Below are 16,358 nucleotides of genomic sequence, written 5' to 3'. Positions count from 1 at the left end.
AATTGAACTCCCATTCCCTCAGATAAAGTGTTCAATCTTATTTGGCGGGAACTGTCCACTTTAGTTTATCAGTCACATTTGGTCAATGGCAAAACTTCCATATTTTGTATTCCTATAAAGCCAGTTGATCAAATAGTAGTAAGAATATGTGAAGGGAATATGCACTTTCCTAATATCACTTTTTTTCAAGTCCTCAAATATTTCATTGTGTATAAATACATCAGATTCCTTTTCATTAAATTGTAATTGGTATTCAATTTCTTCAAAATTCATTTCTATTCCTCCGATTATGTAAAGATTTAATTTGATTAGATTATTTTAGATTTTTATATTCTTTTAAGGCTTCCTGTAACTCCGGTGTAATTTCATAAAGTGAAAATATTTTATGGTTAGAAACACTCTTTGCTACTGTAATAAATTGGAATCCTTTTTCATTCAAGTAATCAGACACCTTTTTTGTATAGCAGAAAAAATAGTCTTTGTTTGCCATATTAATACCTCCTAGAATTGTAATTGGAAATATCATTTCTTATTTTATAGGCGTTCTCTAAAATTTTAGTACAGTAATTAATTTTATTTATAATAGATGAAATTTCATTTTCAAGATAATATTTTGTAGAGGAATCATATTTGTCCAAAAGATAACATCTTTTAAACATATCAAGTTTTTCTTTTTCAATAGTTAATTCAGAAATTGTTAATTCCAATGAAATTATCTTTTTTTCAATATCATAATTTTCTACCTGTACTTGCTTTGGTAATTTCCCAGAACTAACCTTTCGCTTTATCATTTTTTGAAATCTCTGATCTAAAAAAATAAATTCTATAGAAAAATTATTATAGTTTTCATAATAAAAGTCACTAAAAACTTGACACATGTAGTTATGTAATTTTGGAAAACCTCTATACTTTTCAAGAATAAAGACAAAATTTATTCTCAATATTCGTTCTTTTCTACTTAAGAAAAAATCTATATGCGAAACTGTCTGATCTTTAGTTAAATAAAAGATAATTGCATAATGATTTAATAAGTCATTTATTTTAACAATCTTCCAGTCATACTGTTCTCTTTTATCCACTTTCATAAATTGACCTCCTTATCATTATTAATTTTTATCTATATATTCTCTATATGCTTTGACTTTATCGGGCATCATGCCACAATCGCCAGTTTCATAACGGCTTATAAGTGAAGCCGAACATCTAATATATTTAGCGATCTCTTTTGCTGTGATTTTCTTTTTTCTTCTTAACAGGAGATATTTCTCCCTCAAATCAATCATCATCCTCACTCCTTAAATAAATTAAGAAAAAATAAAGAAAAATAAAAGAGGATACCCGAAAGGATACCCTCTTAGTTATGTATATTAGGATAAAGTTACAACTGCAACGCCTTTTTTACTACCTACTTTAAGTGTTGCTTCTGCAATTACTTGCCCTTTTACACTGTCGCCTGTTTTTGCTAGTGGCTCAAAGTGTGGTTCCCTTAGGTAAGCAAGGTCAACATATGAATCATTGAATACAACCATCTTATCTTCAGGAACATGTTTAGACAGTACAAACTGTACCTTCCCATAGTTAGTATTGATTTCATCAACGAGCAATCCAAATGAAGTAGTTACATGATTGTAATTGTATCTGTCTTTGTAAATTGCATCAATTTGCTCTTTAATATCAGCATTTACAAAAGCATAAACTGTACCCTCTGACAAATCTTGACTCCAAAGATTACGCATAACTTTCTTTACATCATCCTCAGTGATTGCACCAGTAACCTCAACTGCATTGGAAGAATCTGCCATTTCAATCAATCCTGAAAGTTGACGTTTGAAAGGTGCTGTGCTGCCATCATTACGCAGTCCATTGATAAATTTCTTTTCCATGTTGATTTTCAATTCAAGAAGGCGATCATTAACTTCTTCTGCAAATTGGTTAGATTTCATGGCGACTGCTGTTCCACTAATTGAGGCACCTTTTTTAAAGATTTCAAGAATGTTGTTAAGTTCGGCTCTAGCAGATTCATAGAATTTGATTTCGTCTGAACCTTCAACCGCTGACAAATCTTCATCATGGTCAAGTGTCTTTTCTCTCCAGGTGTAAACAGTGGACAAGGCTTTCTCAACATTTCCTTTTGCCATAAGCATAGAAGTAAGTGGCGTTGCTTGTACTCCGATCACTGCAATTTCCTTAGCTAGTGAAATTTGTTCTAATTCAGTAAAGTTAGTAGACTTAAACATTTAACATAACCCCTTTATAATTTATTTTTTTAATATAAAAAAGACACTCTAACATTTTTGTTAAAGTGTCCTTCATCTAAACAACTTTGATAATTTTGTTGCAATCATGCCTTTTGTATCACCTTTTGAAGCAAAAGCATCGTACTCGTTCTGTTTTTTATGCTCAGTCGGAACATATCCAGTAGAAACTTTAATATCAGTGACAATTTGGGAAAGTGTTCCGACAACCTCTTTTAATTCTTCTTCATTTTCCACCTTTACAATGGAAGCAAACTTTCCAAGCCCTTTTTCTTTTAATGTGAATTGAACATCTTTTTGAAACATTTCCTTTTTCAACTTGTCCAATTCCGCTTTTTGTGCCTGAATCTCTGCAAGTTGATCCTCATTAGTAAAAGTTTCATTTTGAACCTCTGTTTCTTCCTGCTGCAATTCCTGTTGTTCTTGCTCTAATTCTTGATTTTCTTCTGCCATTTCCTAACCTCCTGATTAATTAAATTTGATACTAACCCTATCCCTAGCAAGAATAGGATTATTATTATGTAACCCTCGAAACTCGAATATAAAATATTCGTGAATGTCATCGGGTACAATATAATCATAAAAATATTGTCCTGTGGCTGTTTTGTTTTCGACTGCAATAGAAGTGGCATCTAATTCCTTTTTAGTCTTATCATAAATTGTTAAGGTAATATCATCAGGATCAACCGAATCCCCATTAAATGAACGAAAATGCACCTTTAAGCGTACTGTATCCCCTAAATATGCCATATCAGTTAATCACCTCCGTAAACGTTCTATTTTCTATAAACAACGCTTCAGAATCGTTTTCTTGATACGATAGATAAGCATTGAATACATTTGCATTAGAAGGTGTCGAAGCGTCTGTATGAACTTGTATATGCTTTATAAAGGAGTTAAGGTTAATAGTCTCATTTTTCGCTATATTTTTTACAATTGTATCTGTAACGATAGGTGATATGTAGGATCTTATATTGGTTTCACTTTTTTGACTAACCAATATAACTGTTTTAATTGGTAAGATTAAAGACTTTGCCTGGACAGTTTCCTTTTTTAATACAACTTCCTTGTCATGCTTTGTTATTGATTGAATCGGATTGACGTATGAATGTAATTTAATTATCATCATCAATCACCTACCCAACGGCAGGGACTTGTATTTTATGCTTAATTGTTAGTTCATCGTTGTCACTTTCAAAGGTGAAAGGTTGAAAATCTTCGCTTGAAATCACATCTTTTTTACCGTCATGCTCATGCAGGATTACTGACTTTGATACTGTGGTATCAGGTGGAAAATCAGACCCTTTTAGGATAATCGTTAATTCCAACTCTTGATTGCTTTCATATTCAAATTCGTCATAATACGGTCTACCCTGCTTATCAAATCCCGCAAGTTCTTGCCTAGTCTCTTTTTGATGAGTCCACTTGACTTTGTTATCATCAACGGAAATTTTTTTTTAATTCTGTGTCTTGTTCATTGTAAATAGAGATAGTTTTCCAGTTAGAAGTAATAAAAGTACGAAGCGATACATAGCCATCCTCTTTAATTTCTGCCATTATTACTTAACCCCCTTCTTTATTTCCAATACATCCTTTTCTAGTCTCTCAAGAGAGGATACGATTTTTTCCTGTGTCTCGTTTTGTCGTTCAATTTGATGGTATAGTCTATCTTCTCGTTCCTTTGATTCGCTCATGACAAATCTTAGCAGCCACACAAATAATGCGCAGAATATCCCTTGTAGCCACAACTCAGGTGGAAGGCTTTGTAAATCCATCTGATCAGCCCCTTTCATATAAAGTTAAATAAATTGAGTAAAAAATAAATAAAAAAAATGAGTAGGCTTATAGCCCACCCATCAAGATTAGGAGGTCAACATGTAAAGTTGACTAAATTATGCACTAGACACTTTGAAGGTATTAACCTTCATTCAATATCATTAGCAAATGATACTCAATGAAAATTAATATTCCTCAATATATAGCTCTTTTGTGGAGTTTTATTTAGGCTTTTTCCTAAAAGAATCACATTTTATTCCTTTAACGAGTATTAAGATTTTGACTCGTTTTAGCCTTATAAATCAATCTATTTAAATGCTGTTAGGATTTCTTATAAAAGTGAAATGTTGATATACCAATGGTTAAAGAGGTTTCTATTTTCTCGCCTTTACATTAACTAATAATAACTCAAGTCATTTTTTTGTCACTTTTTTTACGAAAAAATTTAATCATTATTTTTTGCATACCTCCCATTATATAGCTCTTTTGTAGAGTTTTATTCGCACTTTTTGACCACTCAGCCCAATATTTTTACCAATTAATTACATTTTGTTCACGAATTAGACAAATGTTACAAAATATTTTTGCAGCCATTTTAGTTTTTACTTCCAGTTACGTTTATATTTAAGACTATTCCTTGTCAAGTGTTATTTTAGGTATAAGAATAATACCCCTCACTTATTAAGTCACTTTGAAGGCATGTTTACACCCCTTTTTTGACGTTAAATTATATGATCTCAATATATAGGTCTTTTAGAGAGTTTTATTTACGGTTTTTCGTGTAATTATAGTCCCCTCACTATTAATATAGTATCGCAAAACCCTTATAAACCCACGCTTTTCTGCCCAAACTATCTACAAGCTTTACAATCCTTGCCTTCTTAATTTTGTGTATCTTTATATGTGCTTTTAATGAAAAAATTAGCCGAATCCAAATTTGGATTGGGGTCTAAAATCCCTAGCAATTCTTCCTTTAGGGGAGATTAAGGAATTGCCCCCCTTAAAGCCCCGTATATCAATGTTATCCAATGTACTTGAAATTCCTTATAAAAGTGAAACGTTGATGTATCAAGGGTTGGCAGTGTTTCTATTTTCCTACTACAATTAAAACACCTATTTTATATTAATTTATTTAACATTCCTCAATATATAGCTCTTTTGTGGAGTTTTTTAGTCACTTTTTCGTGTAATTGTCGCATTTTTTGCATGATGGTTGATGTCCATCTCTTCCTTTAACGAGAATTAAGGAAAATGTACTACAAACCCAGTGGTATCAATGGTTTTGAGGTTTTTGGTGTTTCCTTATATTGGAAGAATGTTGTAGTATCAAGGGCTGATAAGATTCCTATTTTCCTAAATGATAATACATTTTATTTTGATTATTTTTTACTATTTTTGCACATGGATCACAGTATTTTACTTTGTTATTAGTGACTTTAACTCTTTCCCCACATTCTTCACATTGTTTAGTTCCTTTGATGTTTTCTCTGAGATTATTGAGCATAAATTCTAATCATTTTATTATGTCTAATCATATTGCTTTACTAAATTTAAATTTTCATCCTATACAATTACATTCTAATAATATAGTAATCTTAAACTATATTACTTGACTTTGCCTTTACGCCCTTATACTTTTTTTGATTCTATGGACAACGGCTTTTGGAAGCAAAGTATGTTGCCCTATGATTCAAGAAAAAAATAGTCAAGAATCATAGGGCAAGCGACACTTTTCCGTCATCTTATGGTATCCGTATTTTCGTATAGCCCCTGTTAGTCGTGGATTATTCATCCAAACAAGCCTACTGTCAAAAGTTTGCCCATGACAGGTTTTGAGAGTCCAAAATTGGATTCTCATACTTATGGCTTGTCTTGCAGGTATATCTACCTCAAACTTTCCCACCGAACCGTTAATTGCCGTTCGCGCAATTCAGCAACGGACATAAACAGGGTGATGTCACTTGTTGCCTAGGCTTAGTTATTGCAGCGGATAAGCCATATCCTTTCCAGTTTAGTTTTAATTGGTGTGAGTCGGCAGTCCACCAACGGAATACCCTACCTAAAAAAGACAATAGGAAACTAAGCCTTGCATTATCATAATTTTTTTCGTAGAATGAAGGCAGGGTAATCCTATTCAATTGTGAGTAGGGTTGAATTAGTTCGGGAGTTTATCGGTACGGCGAATACTGATAAACTCTTTTTTAATGCCATCTATCCCATAAAGCCATAGATTGAGCAAAACGTATCCAAGAAACATCAAAGGGATAAACACTATAGCAAAGAATAAAGCCCCCATAAAGTCACCTCCTTCCCCTGTACATTTTGGTACGGAGTCATTCCTCATGCACTTCTACAACGTCAACGTCAAAATCATGTACAGTTGGATTGATCACATTGCCGTCCGTTTGTTTGATCATCAATTGTATTTGCTCAATGGCTGTCATATCATCAAGTTGTATTTTTCCTGTTGCTAAGGCTTCCTGTTCATTTTGTGCTTCAACCTCAATTGAGATTGGTAACTTGGCAAACGCAAGGACTTCATATTTCTTCTTTGTGATTGTTGACATTGTAATTCCTCCTGATTATTTAAATTTGATTAGTAGCTACATTCTTGTGGAAGAAGATGTTTGACTTGATCAGTCCAGTAATCAAAGAAAACGGCAAGTTCTTTCCCTTGCATATCCATGATTCTTTTTCCATATGGGAGTACATTAAAATCCTCAATGGCAATGGAATCTTTATCAAAGTTCTGCTCAATCCACTCCATCACTTTTTGTTCGTATTGGTTGAGTTCCATAGTTTGCATAGGCTTGTCCCTCCTGATTGATTATTTTTTATTTAGATTCATAAGTGGGCTAGATGGCATTGCTTTCTTAATTAATTCAAAATCCTCTAATGATTGTAAGTATCTTTGAGTTGTCGATACGTCACTGTGTCCGAGAAGTTTAGATAAAGTGAAAATGTCAATCCCATTCAAAATTGATTGGACTGCAAAGAAATGGCGAAAACTGTGAGGTGAAACCCTCTTATCCTCAATTCCAGCACGTTTACCGGCTTCCTTAATCACCTTGTCTAATCCTACATGTGAAAGCAAATCACCGTTATATGAAAGAAAGTAATAGTTTTCATTGAAGTATTTTTCTTTGAAATACTCTTTCTTTATCCGTTCATATCTAATAAGAATTTTTTTCAATGCTGGTGAGATAAACATATACCTTTCTTTGTTGCCTTTACCGTTGACAAGTATTGTTGTTTCTTTAACATTTTTTGTTTCAAGTTCCCTTAATTCTTTGGCTCTAAGTCCACAATCACTAAGCATGGCAATCATCGCCTTGTTACGTGCTTCAAAATAGTTTTTGTAAGAGAAGGAGTTTATCATTTGATCAACTTCATCAGTGCTGAATCCTTTTAATACTTTCTTCGGTTGTTTGGGAAGATCCACTTTTTTTGCAATGTTTTCATCTAAATATTCCTCCCTGACACACCAATTAAAGAAGGCACGAATCACTTTAAACATTGAAACTAGACTCGATGGCTGCAATCCTGATTGTTGTTTATACCTCGCATATGCTTTTAAGTCGTGGAAGGATATACTTTCCAATTCATGAACAGCACGTTTTTCATCTAAGAATTTTAATAGTTGTTTTAGCTCTTGGCGTTTATTGATCAACGTTTTTTCTGTGAAATCCTTAGCTAAACAATAATATTCATACTCTTTCACAACATCTTCAAGCAACACAAAAAGACCACCCCTTCATTGGTTTATTTTCCAACGAATTAAGTGGTCTTTTTTAAAAAAGTGAAAGATTCACCAAATGATTATAAATAATCACGGGGAAAGATTCACAAATCAATCTTTTTGATGTCATTTACCAACCCTTGAAGCATGATAGAACCGGGTATAAACGTTGTTAAATCAACGCTTACTTGTTGTCCATCTGCTTTTTCATCATGCCCATCATCTGGTTGATTTTCTTTTGCGAAGGCTTCATACCCATTTGCATCATCATCATACGTAACATCTGTTCATTAATTGGCGGGTTTTTCTTTAGGTAATCCATCATATATTTACGGGCGATGAAGAATCCAAGCGCCACTCCAGCTATAAGAGCGATCGCACCCGTTAAAATCAACTGCCAAACCATCCAAAAATTCCTCCTTCATGTTGTCTCACTTCAGTTTACTGAATCCCCGAATATTATACAATACTATGGCACGATTTCATATGTATTTTCTCTCTTTAACCGGTTTTACCCAGCCATATCTTTCATTTTCTATATCAACAGCAAAAAAATGTCCGGAGTATTTCCTAAGCACTTCAAAAAAGATTGTTTCGGATTCAAAGCCGCCCCATGCGCTCAATTGCAGACAATCTTCCTCAATGGCCAATTCTGCTTTATCCTTATTTTTTGCGTTTCCCATGCAATATACTTTTCCTTTTATATAAATTTGCTGGTTTTGCACGGATTGAGAGAACAATTTATGTAAATCCAAATATGGCAAAGGTTCGGTAATATAATCAATTTGCTTATGTATAATCTCCTGGAGATCTCCATTAGCGGAATGACTGCCGGCAAATAGTTGAAAAAATCGGCTTTCACGTCCATAAAAATAGTCAGCGAATTCAGCTTTAATCAAATAAATAAAGTATGTTCTCATCGGAACTTCACTCCATTGCCAGTTTTCCCTTATTATAGTGAAAGAAAAAAGAAAAGTTTGTCAATTGCTGTAATGACCAGCTTTTTTTCTGTTCTTTCTGGAAGTTGCAACGATTGATAGTTCCATTATGAGTATTTTTATATCATTAAGCAAACGAAAACTAATAAAAGTCCAATACCTGTCCTCATGACTTATCAGGAGAAAACTCGAAATCGGGTTGTCAAAAGACAGTACAACTAAACATAATAAATTGTTTGGCTTTCTGACATGTTTAAAAAGAGGGGAACCCCCCCTCTTTTTATTTCATTATTTCAAGAGTGCTTTTACTTTTTCTACCACATTTTCTGGAGTAAATCCATACTCTTCTATCACCTTGCCACCAGGTGCCGAAGCTCCGAAGCGGTCGATAGCCAATACATCACCTTCGTCTCCAGTGTATCTTTCCCAACCAAGGGAAGCGCCCATTTCAATTGCCAAGCGTTTTTTCACTGAGGAAGGAAGAACGGATTGTTTATATTCTTTTGATTGTTTTTCAAATCGATCCCAAGACGGCATACTGATAACTGCTGCATCAATGCCTTGCGCGTTCAGTACTTTTTGTGATTCAACTGCGAGGCTCACTTCAGAACCAGTTGCAAGCAATAGTACATCGGCCTGATCTTTTTTCGCCGGGGAAATGACATAGGCACCCTTTTCCACACCGGATTTCGCCAAATCGGATGACCCCGAAAGCGTCGGTAAATTCTGCCTTGTTAGGATCAATGCAGTCGGTTGTTTGTCACTTTCAATTGCCAGTCTCCATGCTGCTGCAGTTTCATTCGCATCAGCCGGCCTAATCACTGAAACGCCCGGCATTGCTCGTAAAGAAGCCACCTGTTCGATGGGTTCATGCGTCGGCCCATCTTCTCCAACAGCAATGCTGTCATGTGTAAATACGTATGTGACAGGTACTTCCATCAAAGCTGCAAGGCGGATAGCTGGACGCAGATAATCAGAAAAGACGAAGAATGTTCCGCCGAATACTTTTAATCCTCCATGAAGAGCCATTCCATTCAAGGCTGCTCCCATTCCAAATTCACGGACACCAAACCAAATATTTTTTCCAGCATAATTTTCCGAACTGAAATCCTGCTCGCCTTTAATCATCGTTTTGTTTGAGCTGGCCAGGTCTGCGGCACCACCGAATAAAGAAGGAAGATTCTCGGCAATGCTGTTCATTATTTCACTGCCTGAAGCCCTTGTCGCAAAACTTGTTCCTTCTTCATAAACAGGAATATCTTTATCCCAACCCTCTGGGAGCTTGCCATCTACCGCGTTCTCCAGCTGCACGGCTAGTTCTGGATGAGACTTTTTATATGCATTGAATAGCTCATTCCATTCAGCTTCTTTGTTCGCTCCCCGGCTGATTGTTGTTTTTTCAAAATGCTCATAGACTTCCTCTGGTACATGAAAGTCTTCTTCGTATGTCCATTTGTAATATTCCTTTGCCAATTTCATTTCCGCTTCGCCTAGCGGGCTGCCATGCGCATCAGACTTTCCGGATTTATTTGGAGAGCCGTACCCAATGACGGTCTTCACTTCGATAAGTGTTGGGCGAGATTGATCTGCTTTCGCTTCTTCTATCGCTTTCCCGATTTCTTCGACATCATTTCCATCTTCTACACGGATATATTGCCAGCCATATGCTTCAAAGCGTCCTCCCACATTTTCAGAGAACGATTGAGAAAGATCTCCATCAAGTGTAATATCATTGGAATCATACAGCATGATCAATTTTCCGAGTTTTAAATGGCCAGCAAGAGACGCAGCCTCGGAAGCTATACCTTCCATCAAGTCTCCGTCACCGCATAATGCATATGTATAATGGTCAATTATGTTAAAATCATCTGTATTGTATGTCGCAGCCAAATGCCGTTCTGCCATAGCCATCCCTACAGCCATGCCGACACCTTGCCCTAACGGTCCTGTTGTCGCTTCAACCCCAGGAGTATAGCCGTATTCTGGATGTCCCGGCGTTCTGCTGCCCCATTGGCGGAAATTTTTAATATCTTCCATTGTAACGTCATAGCCTGATAAATGAAGCAAACTGTATAAAAGCATAGAACCATGACCAGCTGATAAGATAAAGCGGTCGCGATTGAACCACTCTGGATTTTTCGGATTGTGCTCCATATGGCTTGTCCATAGTGCATATGCCATGGCAGCTGCACCCATTGGCAAGCCAGGATGGCCAGAATTTGCTTTTTCAATAGCATCTATCGACAACGTTCTGATTGAATTGATCGAGAGCGCATTGAGTTCTTTTAATTGTTGATTTGCCATTTTATTCTTCCCTTCTCAAATGTTCATCATTATTATCATAAAGAGGTTGATAAAATTAAACAACTCTTTTATCAAATGCGTCTTGGCGTATTTGCGCCCAGATTTTATCGAGCTCCGCTAGAGGCTTAACTTTATTCAGCTTGGGTTTGAACCCCACTGAACTATGCTTTCATACCACAACTACTTATAGAAGTGGAGAGGTTTCTGCTGAATGAAGTTTTAAAAATGCGGACGCCCGTTCTTCGGCACTAACGTTGAAACTGGCTATCATGAGATTTCACTCTCTAGCTTTGAAGTTTTCTTGGCCGGCATATCCTTGCATTAAACGACGTCCGCTTCTCCTTACCATTACTAGTGTAGCTTCTTATTTTCTTGGATTTTTCTCACCTTTTCAGGTGTCACTTCGTCTCCGTTCGGATCGAACACTCGTACGTTTTCAATCGTCTCTCTCATTGAAGCACGGAAAGACTGCAAATATTCACCTCGAAGCTTTGACTGTTCTTTTGCTTCCTCTTTTGTCAAACCGGTGCTTTTTGCTTTTTTTGCGAGTTGATTGATCCTTTCGAGTTTTTCTTTTGAAACCATAAAAAAACTCCTTTGTTTTCATTTTGTCGCAAGTCAATACTACTAAAAAAACTGCTTGAAAACAATAAAGGAGTGTTAAACGTTGTTTTTATTCTCTTTTCTATCCATGTATTCCTGATACCTTCTATGTACAGTAGCCTTTGAAACATCGAAACCAAAGCCTCTGATAACTGATGCAATCTCTTCAAAAGTCAAGTTGTTTTGCCTCAGGCGGACGATCTCCTCCACAGGGATTTCTTTACGCTCTCTCCCGTTTGCATTTCCGCTTCTTTTCAAATTTTGCTCAGGACGATAGCCTTTTGCTACAGCTCTTTTCATTCCTCGCCGTATTTTAATATTATGAAGCTTCCGCTGATATTCTTCTATCATTCCTATTATATTAAGGAGCAATGAATCTGTTTCGGATATTTGGAGTTCACCGTCATGGGCCAGCGTATATAATTTAATGTCTTCTTTAAATAAAAAATGTATAAGTGCTATTTTGGCATTTCCACGACCAAGCCTCGTTTCATCCTGAATAAGAACAGCCTCAATATTTCCAAAAGCAATCTGATCAAACATTTCCATCAATCCCGGCCTGTCCAAATCATAGCCGCTGGATTGATCATGGATAATCGCCTTTATGTGGAAGCCCCATTTCTCTGAGGCGGCCACCAGTTCTTCTTCCTGCCTGGCCAATGAAGTTTCTTGCGCTTGTTTTTCAGTACTTACTCTGCAATAAACAATGACATTCACTCGAAAATCACTCCAATGATGCTTTTCTCTATTCTATCACTTGGTCGCCTTCTACGATCAACCCGTGACTGTTCTGGGTCTGTTCCACAAAAATATTTTGTTTATTTCCCATCATATTCTCTGAGGGCTGTTCCTCTTCTGTTAAATTAAATATGAATAATAACCCCATTAAAGTTGAAAGTATAAAAAAAATGACTATAAAAGAATGATTCCTTAAGATTGGTAACATAAATATCACTCTCCCGAATGTTTGTTCGTGTTTATGTAAATTATTATAACCAGAACATAGGTTTGTGTCAAACGGAAATTCGAACCTACGTTTGTATTAATAGAAACCGCATGCTATAATATGGATAACTCATAATAGAGATTAAAGGGTGTGAAACAATGTCCAAGATTTCGAAAAGGCAGGAAGCTATTTTAACCTTCATAAAGGACGAAGTGAAAAAAAAGGGTTACCCCCCATCTGTACGTGAGATCGGGAAAGCTGTAGGTTTGGCTTCCAGTTCCACTGTACATGGACATTTGGAAAGACTGGAAAACAAAGGTCTAATCAGAAGGGATCCAACCAAACCAAGAGCAATCGAAATACTTGATCAGGAAGAAACAAAAATCGAAACCAAAAACACGGTTAATCTTCCCCTAGTTGGTAAGGTTACTGCCGGATTACCTATCTCTGCTGTAGAGAATATTGAAGAATACTTCCCATTTCCTGAGCAGTTAGTCCCTTCCGATGAACAGGTCTTCATTCTTGAAATTGTCGGTGAAAGTATGATTGATGCTGGAATTCTCGATGGAGATTACGTGATTGTCAGACAACAAAAAACGGCGAACAACGGAGATATCGTTGTAGCAATGACGGAAGAGAATGAAGCAACTGTCAAAAGATTTTATAAAGAGAATGGATATTTTCGACTCCAGCCGGAGAACTCAAATATGGAGCCGATTATCGTACAAAATGTATCCATCCTCGGTAAAGTCGTGGGTCTTTATAGACGAGATATTCATTGAGCCCGGGGCCTGTAACAGGCTCTTTTTTAGATTAAAGATTAAGATGGAACTGTCTTTACAATGCTTTACAGAAATGCGCTAATCTTTATTTACTTCCATTGTTTCACCCCAGTAATATTCACTAATCACATCTGCAAGTGCGTCCACTGTTCTATCCAATTCTTCTTTTGTATTATCCACTCCACCAATCTCAATTAATATTGAGTTTTCAGCCAGATCTTGGTTGTAAATTCCATTATTCCCACCAGCCTTTGACTTACCAAAGACTCCTCGAGAAAGACTCGGATATTTTTTTTGAATAGCATGATGAATATTCGTTGCAAATTCGGAGTTTTTTTCATAATTCGGATGAGCTTCACCGACAACGAATAAGCATTTAGCATACTTTTTACCATTAATCGTTGTAGTAGTTACTCCCTTCCTCAGGGAATCGCGATGGATATCAATAAAGTACTGAATCTGTTTGTTTTGTTTCATTGCTTCTACTACTACCTCTCTTGACGCCGCATATGATTGTTCATAGCTCATCCCTCTTTTTTTAAGAATTCCTTGAATATCCTTATTATTTACCAACGTTTTGATTCCTTTTTCCTCAAGCTTCTCCCCAAGCCTTTTCCCTAATAAAGTCACATTCTTTTCTTTATGCCACGCAAGATTCGGATCAGTCACCCCAGGCAGCATTGGCAAATAGGATTCCGTTGAATGTGTTGAATAGATAAAGACAGCCTGATCCTTTGTTTGCGGCACCTCGACCGACTTTTCCTCCTTATACTCTTCCCCTTCATAGACATCAAAATCAACAGGTGGCGGAGATTCAATCGGTAGGTTTGTAAAATCTGTTCCTTTTCCTGCTACGATGATTTTTGGAGTAGCAGCATTCAACCCAGGTATCTCACTAATCAAGAAGGACTTCATATTTCTTAGATTAATATTTGTGAACAACTCCAATGCGTCTCTCCCAAATGATCTCTCATATCCTTCTGGTAGAACGCTCTTTAAGGCCTGATTTTCCATAGACATGACGTATAGTAAGGAATCTGTTCTTGTAGGGTCGCTGGTGATAAATGACAGCAAGCTGATTTTCACACTTGAAAAAGCTATGGCGGAAACTAGACAAAATAGAGCGGTGACAGTTACAAAGAACTTAGCTGCAAGTTTTAGCATTATTTTCATCCTTTATTTTTACGTGTTTATTCATTTATATGAAAATAATGCGAGTCTATGAATATAAAAATTCCATGAACTCTTAGAAAGTTCATGGAATCTACGAAGTATGAATTATTGTCTTTAACACAAGAAAATATCGATACATTTAAGTTAAATCCTCAAATGTAAAATATGTTGCGGGCCTTTTGGTCCTTCATAAATCTCGTTCTCGTCTATAAATCCTGTTTTTAAATAAAGATGACAAGCAGGTGCATTTCTTTTATTGACGCCGAGGACAATTTCGTTAGTTCTTGGAAGATTACTTCTAACGAATTCTGGTAAAAGCTGAAGTCCTGTCTTCGCTAATCCCTTTCCTTGATTTCTTGAATCAATTGAGAAAGCTGTTAACAAACGAGCATTGGAATTATTACTGTACTTTAATAGCTTTTCGCCATCTTCTAATGCAAAATAACCTACGGGAACATCATTAGCAAGGATTAATACATGTTTAGCACTGTTAGAAACGGTGGGATCATTTATTTTATCCAAAGGCATACTTGTAAATTGAAGTTGTTCCTCTAACAGGTGGTAATTGGATAATTGTTCATCGAATTCTTCAGTGTACTCAACCAGTGCAACTGACCGCATGATTTTTATCCTCCGATGTATTTTAATGATAAGTATACGCAATAGCGCTATTATCCACAAGAAAAAAAGAACATACATTCTGTCAGGGCTATAATGACAGCAAATCTGAACTCCACTGATGAAGAGCATAATTAGGCGATACTTTCTAATTCATCCTACGAAACATTCCCATTTTTCATAATAGATGTAATAATATAAGTATTTATATGATGAAACTTCAGATTGGTGATTAGCATTAAATAATAGGAGGATGTAATCATTGGTAGATAAATACTTGGCATTGTACATAGCGCTTGGGGGCATTATTGGTCTCCTTTTCGGAGGAATGTGGGAAGGGATAAGTGCTATGGTTCTTATTTATATAGCTCAAAAGCTTGAATTATTAACTAGAAAATAAGTGGTTCGCTTGCAGACACCTTTACAAATTATTTTCCAGCTAAAAATAGCCTTCGGGGACACAAAGCTAATAATTTTGATACTCTCATTTCTGGATCGAGCCTGCTAGGTTAGATTCGTCTGATGAAAAAAATAAAAATATTAATAGAAAAAACTAAAAGTAATCAATTTGGCCCATTTTTCGTGACTATTAAAGTTTTTTCGGTTACGATGTCTGTATACTAACTGACGGAGGGATAGACATGTTCAACGAGAAATTAGCCGAAGCATTAAACAAACAAATGAACAACGAATTTTATTCAGCGCATAGCTATATGGCGATGGCTGCTTACGCCGAGCATAATAATTATCTTGGATTCGCTCACTTCTATCTTCAGCAGGCAGAAGAGGAACGCGCTCATGGCATGAAGATATATAAGTATTTAAATGACCGCGGAGTGCATGTAAAGTTTTCCGCTTTGGCTGAACCACAAACCGACTATACTTCCATTTTTGACACTTTTGAAAAAGCTTTGCTGCAAGAAAAAGAAGTTACAAAAAATATTTATGATTTGACAGATTTGGCTTGGGAGCATAAAGAACATGCAACGATTTCGTTCCTAAGATGGTTCTTGGACGAGCAGGTTGAAGAGGAAGCCTCCTTTGAAACCCATATCGAATATTTGAAACGTATCGGCAATGATCAAAACGCTCTGTTCATCTATGAAAATGAACTGGGAAAAAGAAGTACCCCTGCCGAATAAACCATATTAAGAAGTGATTGCTTATCATTTTAAGTGTAAAATCCCTCTTCTGATTACTTAATCTATCATCAAAGCCCCTGCT

Annotated in this window: 24 protein-coding genes; 3 read left to right on the top strand and 21 right to left on the bottom strand. The window is 36.1% G+C overall.

Annotated features, from left to right (window positions below; translation table 11 throughout):
- Positions 1–72 precede the first annotated feature (72 nt).
- The 19 genes from H9631_RS14420 to H9631_RS14330 form a co-directional block, all read right to left on the bottom strand.
- Entirely contained in the window at positions 73–273 is a 201-nt protein-coding gene (locus H9631_RS14420; RefSeq protein WP_191813955.1) for a hypothetical protein, read from the bottom strand.
- 40 nt (positions 274–313) lie between these two features.
- Positions 314–490 carry a DUF5659 domain-containing protein gene (locus H9631_RS14415; protein ID WP_191813954.1) on the bottom strand — a complete coding sequence of 59 codons (177 nt, stop codon included), beginning with the start codon at positions 488–490 and terminating at the stop codon, positions 314–316.
- Between the two features lies 1 nt (position 491).
- Positions 492–1,085 (bottom strand): hypothetical protein, encoded by a 594-nt coding sequence (locus H9631_RS14410; protein WP_191813952.1) that lies wholly within the window; start codon positions 1,083–1,085, stop codon positions 492–494.
- 21 nt (positions 1,086–1,106) lie between these two features.
- Positions 1,107–1,283 (bottom strand): helix-turn-helix domain-containing protein, encoded by a 177-nt coding sequence (locus H9631_RS14405; protein WP_225221047.1) that lies wholly within the window; start codon positions 1,281–1,283, stop codon positions 1,107–1,109.
- An 84-nt stretch (positions 1,284–1,367) separates the two neighbouring features.
- Positions 1,368–2,237, bottom strand: coding sequence for an SU10 major capsid protein (locus H9631_RS14400; RefSeq protein ID WP_191813950.1), 870 nt, complete (start codon positions 2,235–2,237; stop codon positions 1,368–1,370).
- A 72-nt stretch (positions 2,238–2,309) separates the two neighbouring features.
- Positions 2,310–2,708 carry a hypothetical protein gene (locus H9631_RS14395; RefSeq protein WP_191813949.1) on the bottom strand — a complete coding sequence of 133 codons (399 nt, stop codon included), beginning with the start codon at positions 2,706–2,708 and terminating at the stop codon, positions 2,310–2,312.
- Between the two features lie 15 nt (positions 2,709–2,723).
- The gene (locus H9631_RS14390; protein WP_191813947.1) at positions 2,724–3,005 is read right to left on the bottom strand and encodes a hypothetical protein; all 282 of its coding nucleotides are present in this window, start codon (positions 3,003–3,005) and stop codon (positions 2,724–2,726) included.
- Between the two features lies 1 nt (position 3,006).
- Positions 3,007–3,381 (bottom strand): hypothetical protein, encoded by a 375-nt coding sequence (locus H9631_RS14385; RefSeq protein WP_191813945.1) that lies wholly within the window; start codon positions 3,379–3,381, stop codon positions 3,007–3,009.
- A 433-nt stretch (positions 3,382–3,814) separates the two neighbouring features.
- Positions 3,815–4,030, bottom strand: coding sequence for a BhlA/UviB family holin-like peptide (locus H9631_RS14380; protein ID WP_191813943.1), 216 nt, complete (start codon positions 4,028–4,030; stop codon positions 3,815–3,817).
- 2,156 nt (positions 4,031–6,186) lie between these two features.
- Positions 6,187–6,327, bottom strand: coding sequence for a hypothetical protein (locus H9631_RS14375; RefSeq protein WP_191813941.1), 141 nt, complete (start codon positions 6,325–6,327; stop codon positions 6,187–6,189).
- 37 nt (positions 6,328–6,364) lie between these two features.
- Positions 6,365–6,598, bottom strand: a complete 234-nt coding sequence (locus H9631_RS14370) for a hypothetical protein (RefSeq protein ID WP_191813939.1) — start codon at positions 6,596–6,598, stop codon at positions 6,365–6,367.
- Between the two features lie 29 nt (positions 6,599–6,627).
- On the bottom strand, positions 6,628–6,837 hold the full coding sequence (locus H9631_RS14365) for a hypothetical protein (protein ID WP_191813937.1): 210 nt from the start codon (positions 6,835–6,837) through the stop codon (positions 6,628–6,630).
- A gap of 21 nt (positions 6,838–6,858) precedes the next feature.
- Entirely contained in the window at positions 6,859–7,770 is a 912-nt protein-coding gene (locus H9631_RS14360) for a tyrosine-type recombinase/integrase (RefSeq protein ID WP_191813935.1), read from the bottom strand.
- A 184-nt stretch (positions 7,771–7,954) separates the two neighbouring features.
- Positions 7,955–8,176, bottom strand: coding sequence for a YneF family protein (locus tag H9631_RS14355; RefSeq protein ID WP_191813933.1), 222 nt, complete (start codon positions 8,174–8,176; stop codon positions 7,955–7,957).
- A gap of 76 nt (positions 8,177–8,252) precedes the next feature.
- Positions 8,253–8,690 carry a sporulation inhibitor of replication protein SirA gene (gene sirA, locus H9631_RS14350; RefSeq protein ID WP_191813932.1) on the bottom strand — a complete coding sequence of 146 codons (438 nt, stop codon included), beginning with the start codon at positions 8,688–8,690 and terminating at the stop codon, positions 8,253–8,255.
- A 306-nt stretch (positions 8,691–8,996) separates the two neighbouring features.
- On the bottom strand, positions 8,997–11,012 hold the full coding sequence (tkt, locus tag H9631_RS14345) for a transketolase (RefSeq protein WP_191813930.1): 2,016 nt from the start codon (positions 11,010–11,012) through the stop codon (positions 8,997–8,999).
- A gap of 351 nt (positions 11,013–11,363) precedes the next feature.
- On the bottom strand, positions 11,364–11,597 hold the full coding sequence (locus H9631_RS14340) for a DUF896 domain-containing protein (protein ID WP_191813928.1): 234 nt from the start codon (positions 11,595–11,597) through the stop codon (positions 11,364–11,366).
- A 75-nt stretch (positions 11,598–11,672) separates the two neighbouring features.
- Positions 11,673–12,332 (bottom strand): YneB family resolvase-like protein, encoded by a 660-nt coding sequence (locus tag H9631_RS14335; protein WP_191813927.1) that lies wholly within the window; start codon positions 12,330–12,332, stop codon positions 11,673–11,675.
- Between the two features lie 28 nt (positions 12,333–12,360).
- Positions 12,361–12,561 carry a hypothetical protein gene (locus tag H9631_RS14330; protein WP_191813925.1) on the bottom strand — a complete coding sequence of 67 codons (201 nt, stop codon included), beginning with the start codon at positions 12,559–12,561 and terminating at the stop codon, positions 12,361–12,363.
- Positions 12,562–12,719: 158 nt separating this feature from the next.
- Here H9631_RS14330 and lexA point away from each other — a divergent pair, with 158 nt between their 5' ends.
- Positions 12,720–13,343 (top strand): transcriptional repressor LexA, encoded by a 624-nt coding sequence (gene lexA / locus H9631_RS14325; RefSeq protein ID WP_191813923.1) that lies wholly within the window; start codon positions 12,720–12,722, stop codon positions 13,341–13,343.
- Positions 13,344–13,421: 78 nt separating this feature from the next.
- Here lexA and spoIIP read toward each other — a convergent pair whose 3' ends face one another.
- Positions 13,422–14,507 (bottom strand): stage II sporulation protein P, encoded by a 1,086-nt coding sequence (gene spoIIP / locus H9631_RS14320; RefSeq protein ID WP_191813921.1) that lies wholly within the window; start codon positions 14,505–14,507, stop codon positions 13,422–13,424.
- A gap of 153 nt (positions 14,508–14,660) precedes the next feature.
- Positions 14,661–15,137, bottom strand: coding sequence for a GNAT family N-acetyltransferase (locus tag H9631_RS14315; protein ID WP_191813919.1), 477 nt, complete (start codon positions 15,135–15,137; stop codon positions 14,661–14,663).
- Positions 15,138–15,396: 259 nt separating this feature from the next.
- Between H9631_RS14315 and H9631_RS14310 the strand changes: the two genes are divergently transcribed.
- Positions 15,397–15,534 carry a hypothetical protein gene (locus H9631_RS14310; protein WP_191813917.1) on the top strand — a complete coding sequence of 46 codons (138 nt, stop codon included), beginning with the start codon at positions 15,397–15,399 and terminating at the stop codon, positions 15,532–15,534.
- Between the two features lie 241 nt (positions 15,535–15,775).
- The gene (locus H9631_RS14305) at positions 15,776–16,276 is read left to right on the top strand and encodes a ferritin (protein WP_191813916.1); all 501 of its coding nucleotides are present in this window, start codon (positions 15,776–15,778) and stop codon (positions 16,274–16,276) included.
- Positions 16,277–16,358: the final 82 nt, after the last annotated feature.

The organism is Bacillus norwichensis (genome assembly GCF_014836955.1).
GTDB classification, from domain to species: domain Bacteria; phylum Bacillota; class Bacilli; order Bacillales; family Bacillaceae_C; genus Siminovitchia; species Siminovitchia norwichensis.
The sequence above is the reverse complement of the archived record's forward strand: the minus strand, read 5'-3'. Positions and strand labels throughout refer to the sequence as shown.

Bases quoted from the DNA above. Each gene is read 5' to 3' on its own strand.
- H9631_RS14420 (WP_191813955.1), bottom strand. From the start codon at position 273: ATGAATTTTGAAGAAATTGAATACCAATTACAATTTAATGAAAAGGAA.
- H9631_RS14415 (WP_191813954.1), bottom strand. From the start codon at position 490: ATGGCAAACAAAGACTATTTTTTCTGCTATACAAAAAAGGTGTCTGAT.
- H9631_RS14410 (WP_191813952.1), bottom strand. From the start codon at position 1,085: ATGAAAGTGGATAAAAGAGAACAGTATGACTGGAAGATTGTTAAAATA.
- H9631_RS14405 (WP_225221047.1), bottom strand. From the start codon at position 1,283: ATGATTGATTTGAGGGAGAAATATCTCCTGTTAAGAAGAAAAAAGAAA.
- H9631_RS14400 (WP_191813950.1), bottom strand. From the start codon at position 2,237: ATGTTTAAGTCTACTAACTTTACTGAATTAGAACAAATTTCACTAGCT.
- H9631_RS14395 (WP_191813949.1), bottom strand. From the start codon at position 2,708: ATGGCAGAAGAAAATCAAGAATTAGAGCAAGAACAACAGGAATTGCAG.
- H9631_RS14390 (WP_191813947.1), bottom strand. From the start codon at position 3,005: ATGGCATATTTAGGGGATACAGTACGCTTAAAGGTGCATTTTCGTTCA.
- H9631_RS14385 (WP_191813945.1), bottom strand. From the start codon at position 3,381: ATGATAATTAAATTACATTCATACGTCAATCCGATTCAATCAATAACA.
- H9631_RS14380 (WP_191813943.1), bottom strand. From the start codon at position 4,030: ATGGATTTACAAAGCCTTCCACCTGAGTTGTGGCTACAAGGGATATTC.
- H9631_RS14375 (WP_191813941.1), bottom strand. From the start codon at position 6,327: ATGGGGGCTTTATTCTTTGCTATAGTGTTTATCCCTTTGATGTTTCTT.
- H9631_RS14370 (WP_191813939.1), bottom strand. From the start codon at position 6,598: ATGTCAACAATCACAAAGAAGAAATATGAAGTCCTTGCGTTTGCCAAG.
- H9631_RS14365 (WP_191813937.1), bottom strand. From the start codon at position 6,837: ATGCAAACTATGGAACTCAACCAATACGAACAAAAAGTGATGGAGTGG.
- H9631_RS14355 (WP_191813933.1), bottom strand. From the start codon at position 8,176: ATGGTTTGGCAGTTGATTTTAACGGGTGCGATCGCTCTTATAGCTGGA.
- sirA (WP_191813932.1), bottom strand. From the start codon at position 8,690: ATGAGAACATACTTTATTTATTTGATTAAAGCTGAATTCGCTGACTAT.
- tkt (WP_191813930.1), bottom strand. From the start codon at position 11,012: ATGGCAAATCAACAATTAAAAGAACTCAATGCGCTCTCGATCAATTCA.
- H9631_RS14340 (WP_191813928.1), bottom strand. From the start codon at position 11,597: ATGGTTTCAAAAGAAAAACTCGAAAGGATCAATCAACTCGCAAAAAAA.
- H9631_RS14330 (WP_191813925.1), bottom strand. From the start codon at position 12,561: ATGTTACCAATCTTAAGGAATCATTCTTTTATAGTCATTTTTTTTATA.
- lexA (WP_191813923.1), top strand. From the start codon at position 12,720: ATGTCCAAGATTTCGAAAAGGCAGGAAGCTATTTTAACCTTCATAAAG.
- spoIIP (WP_191813921.1), bottom strand. From the start codon at position 14,507: ATGCTAAAACTTGCAGCTAAGTTCTTTGTAACTGTCACCGCTCTATTT.
- H9631_RS14315 (WP_191813919.1), bottom strand. From the start codon at position 15,137: ATGCGGTCAGTTGCACTGGTTGAGTACACTGAAGAATTCGATGAACAA.
- H9631_RS14305 (WP_191813916.1), top strand. From the start codon at position 15,776: ATGTTCAACGAGAAATTAGCCGAAGCATTAAACAAACAAATGAACAAC.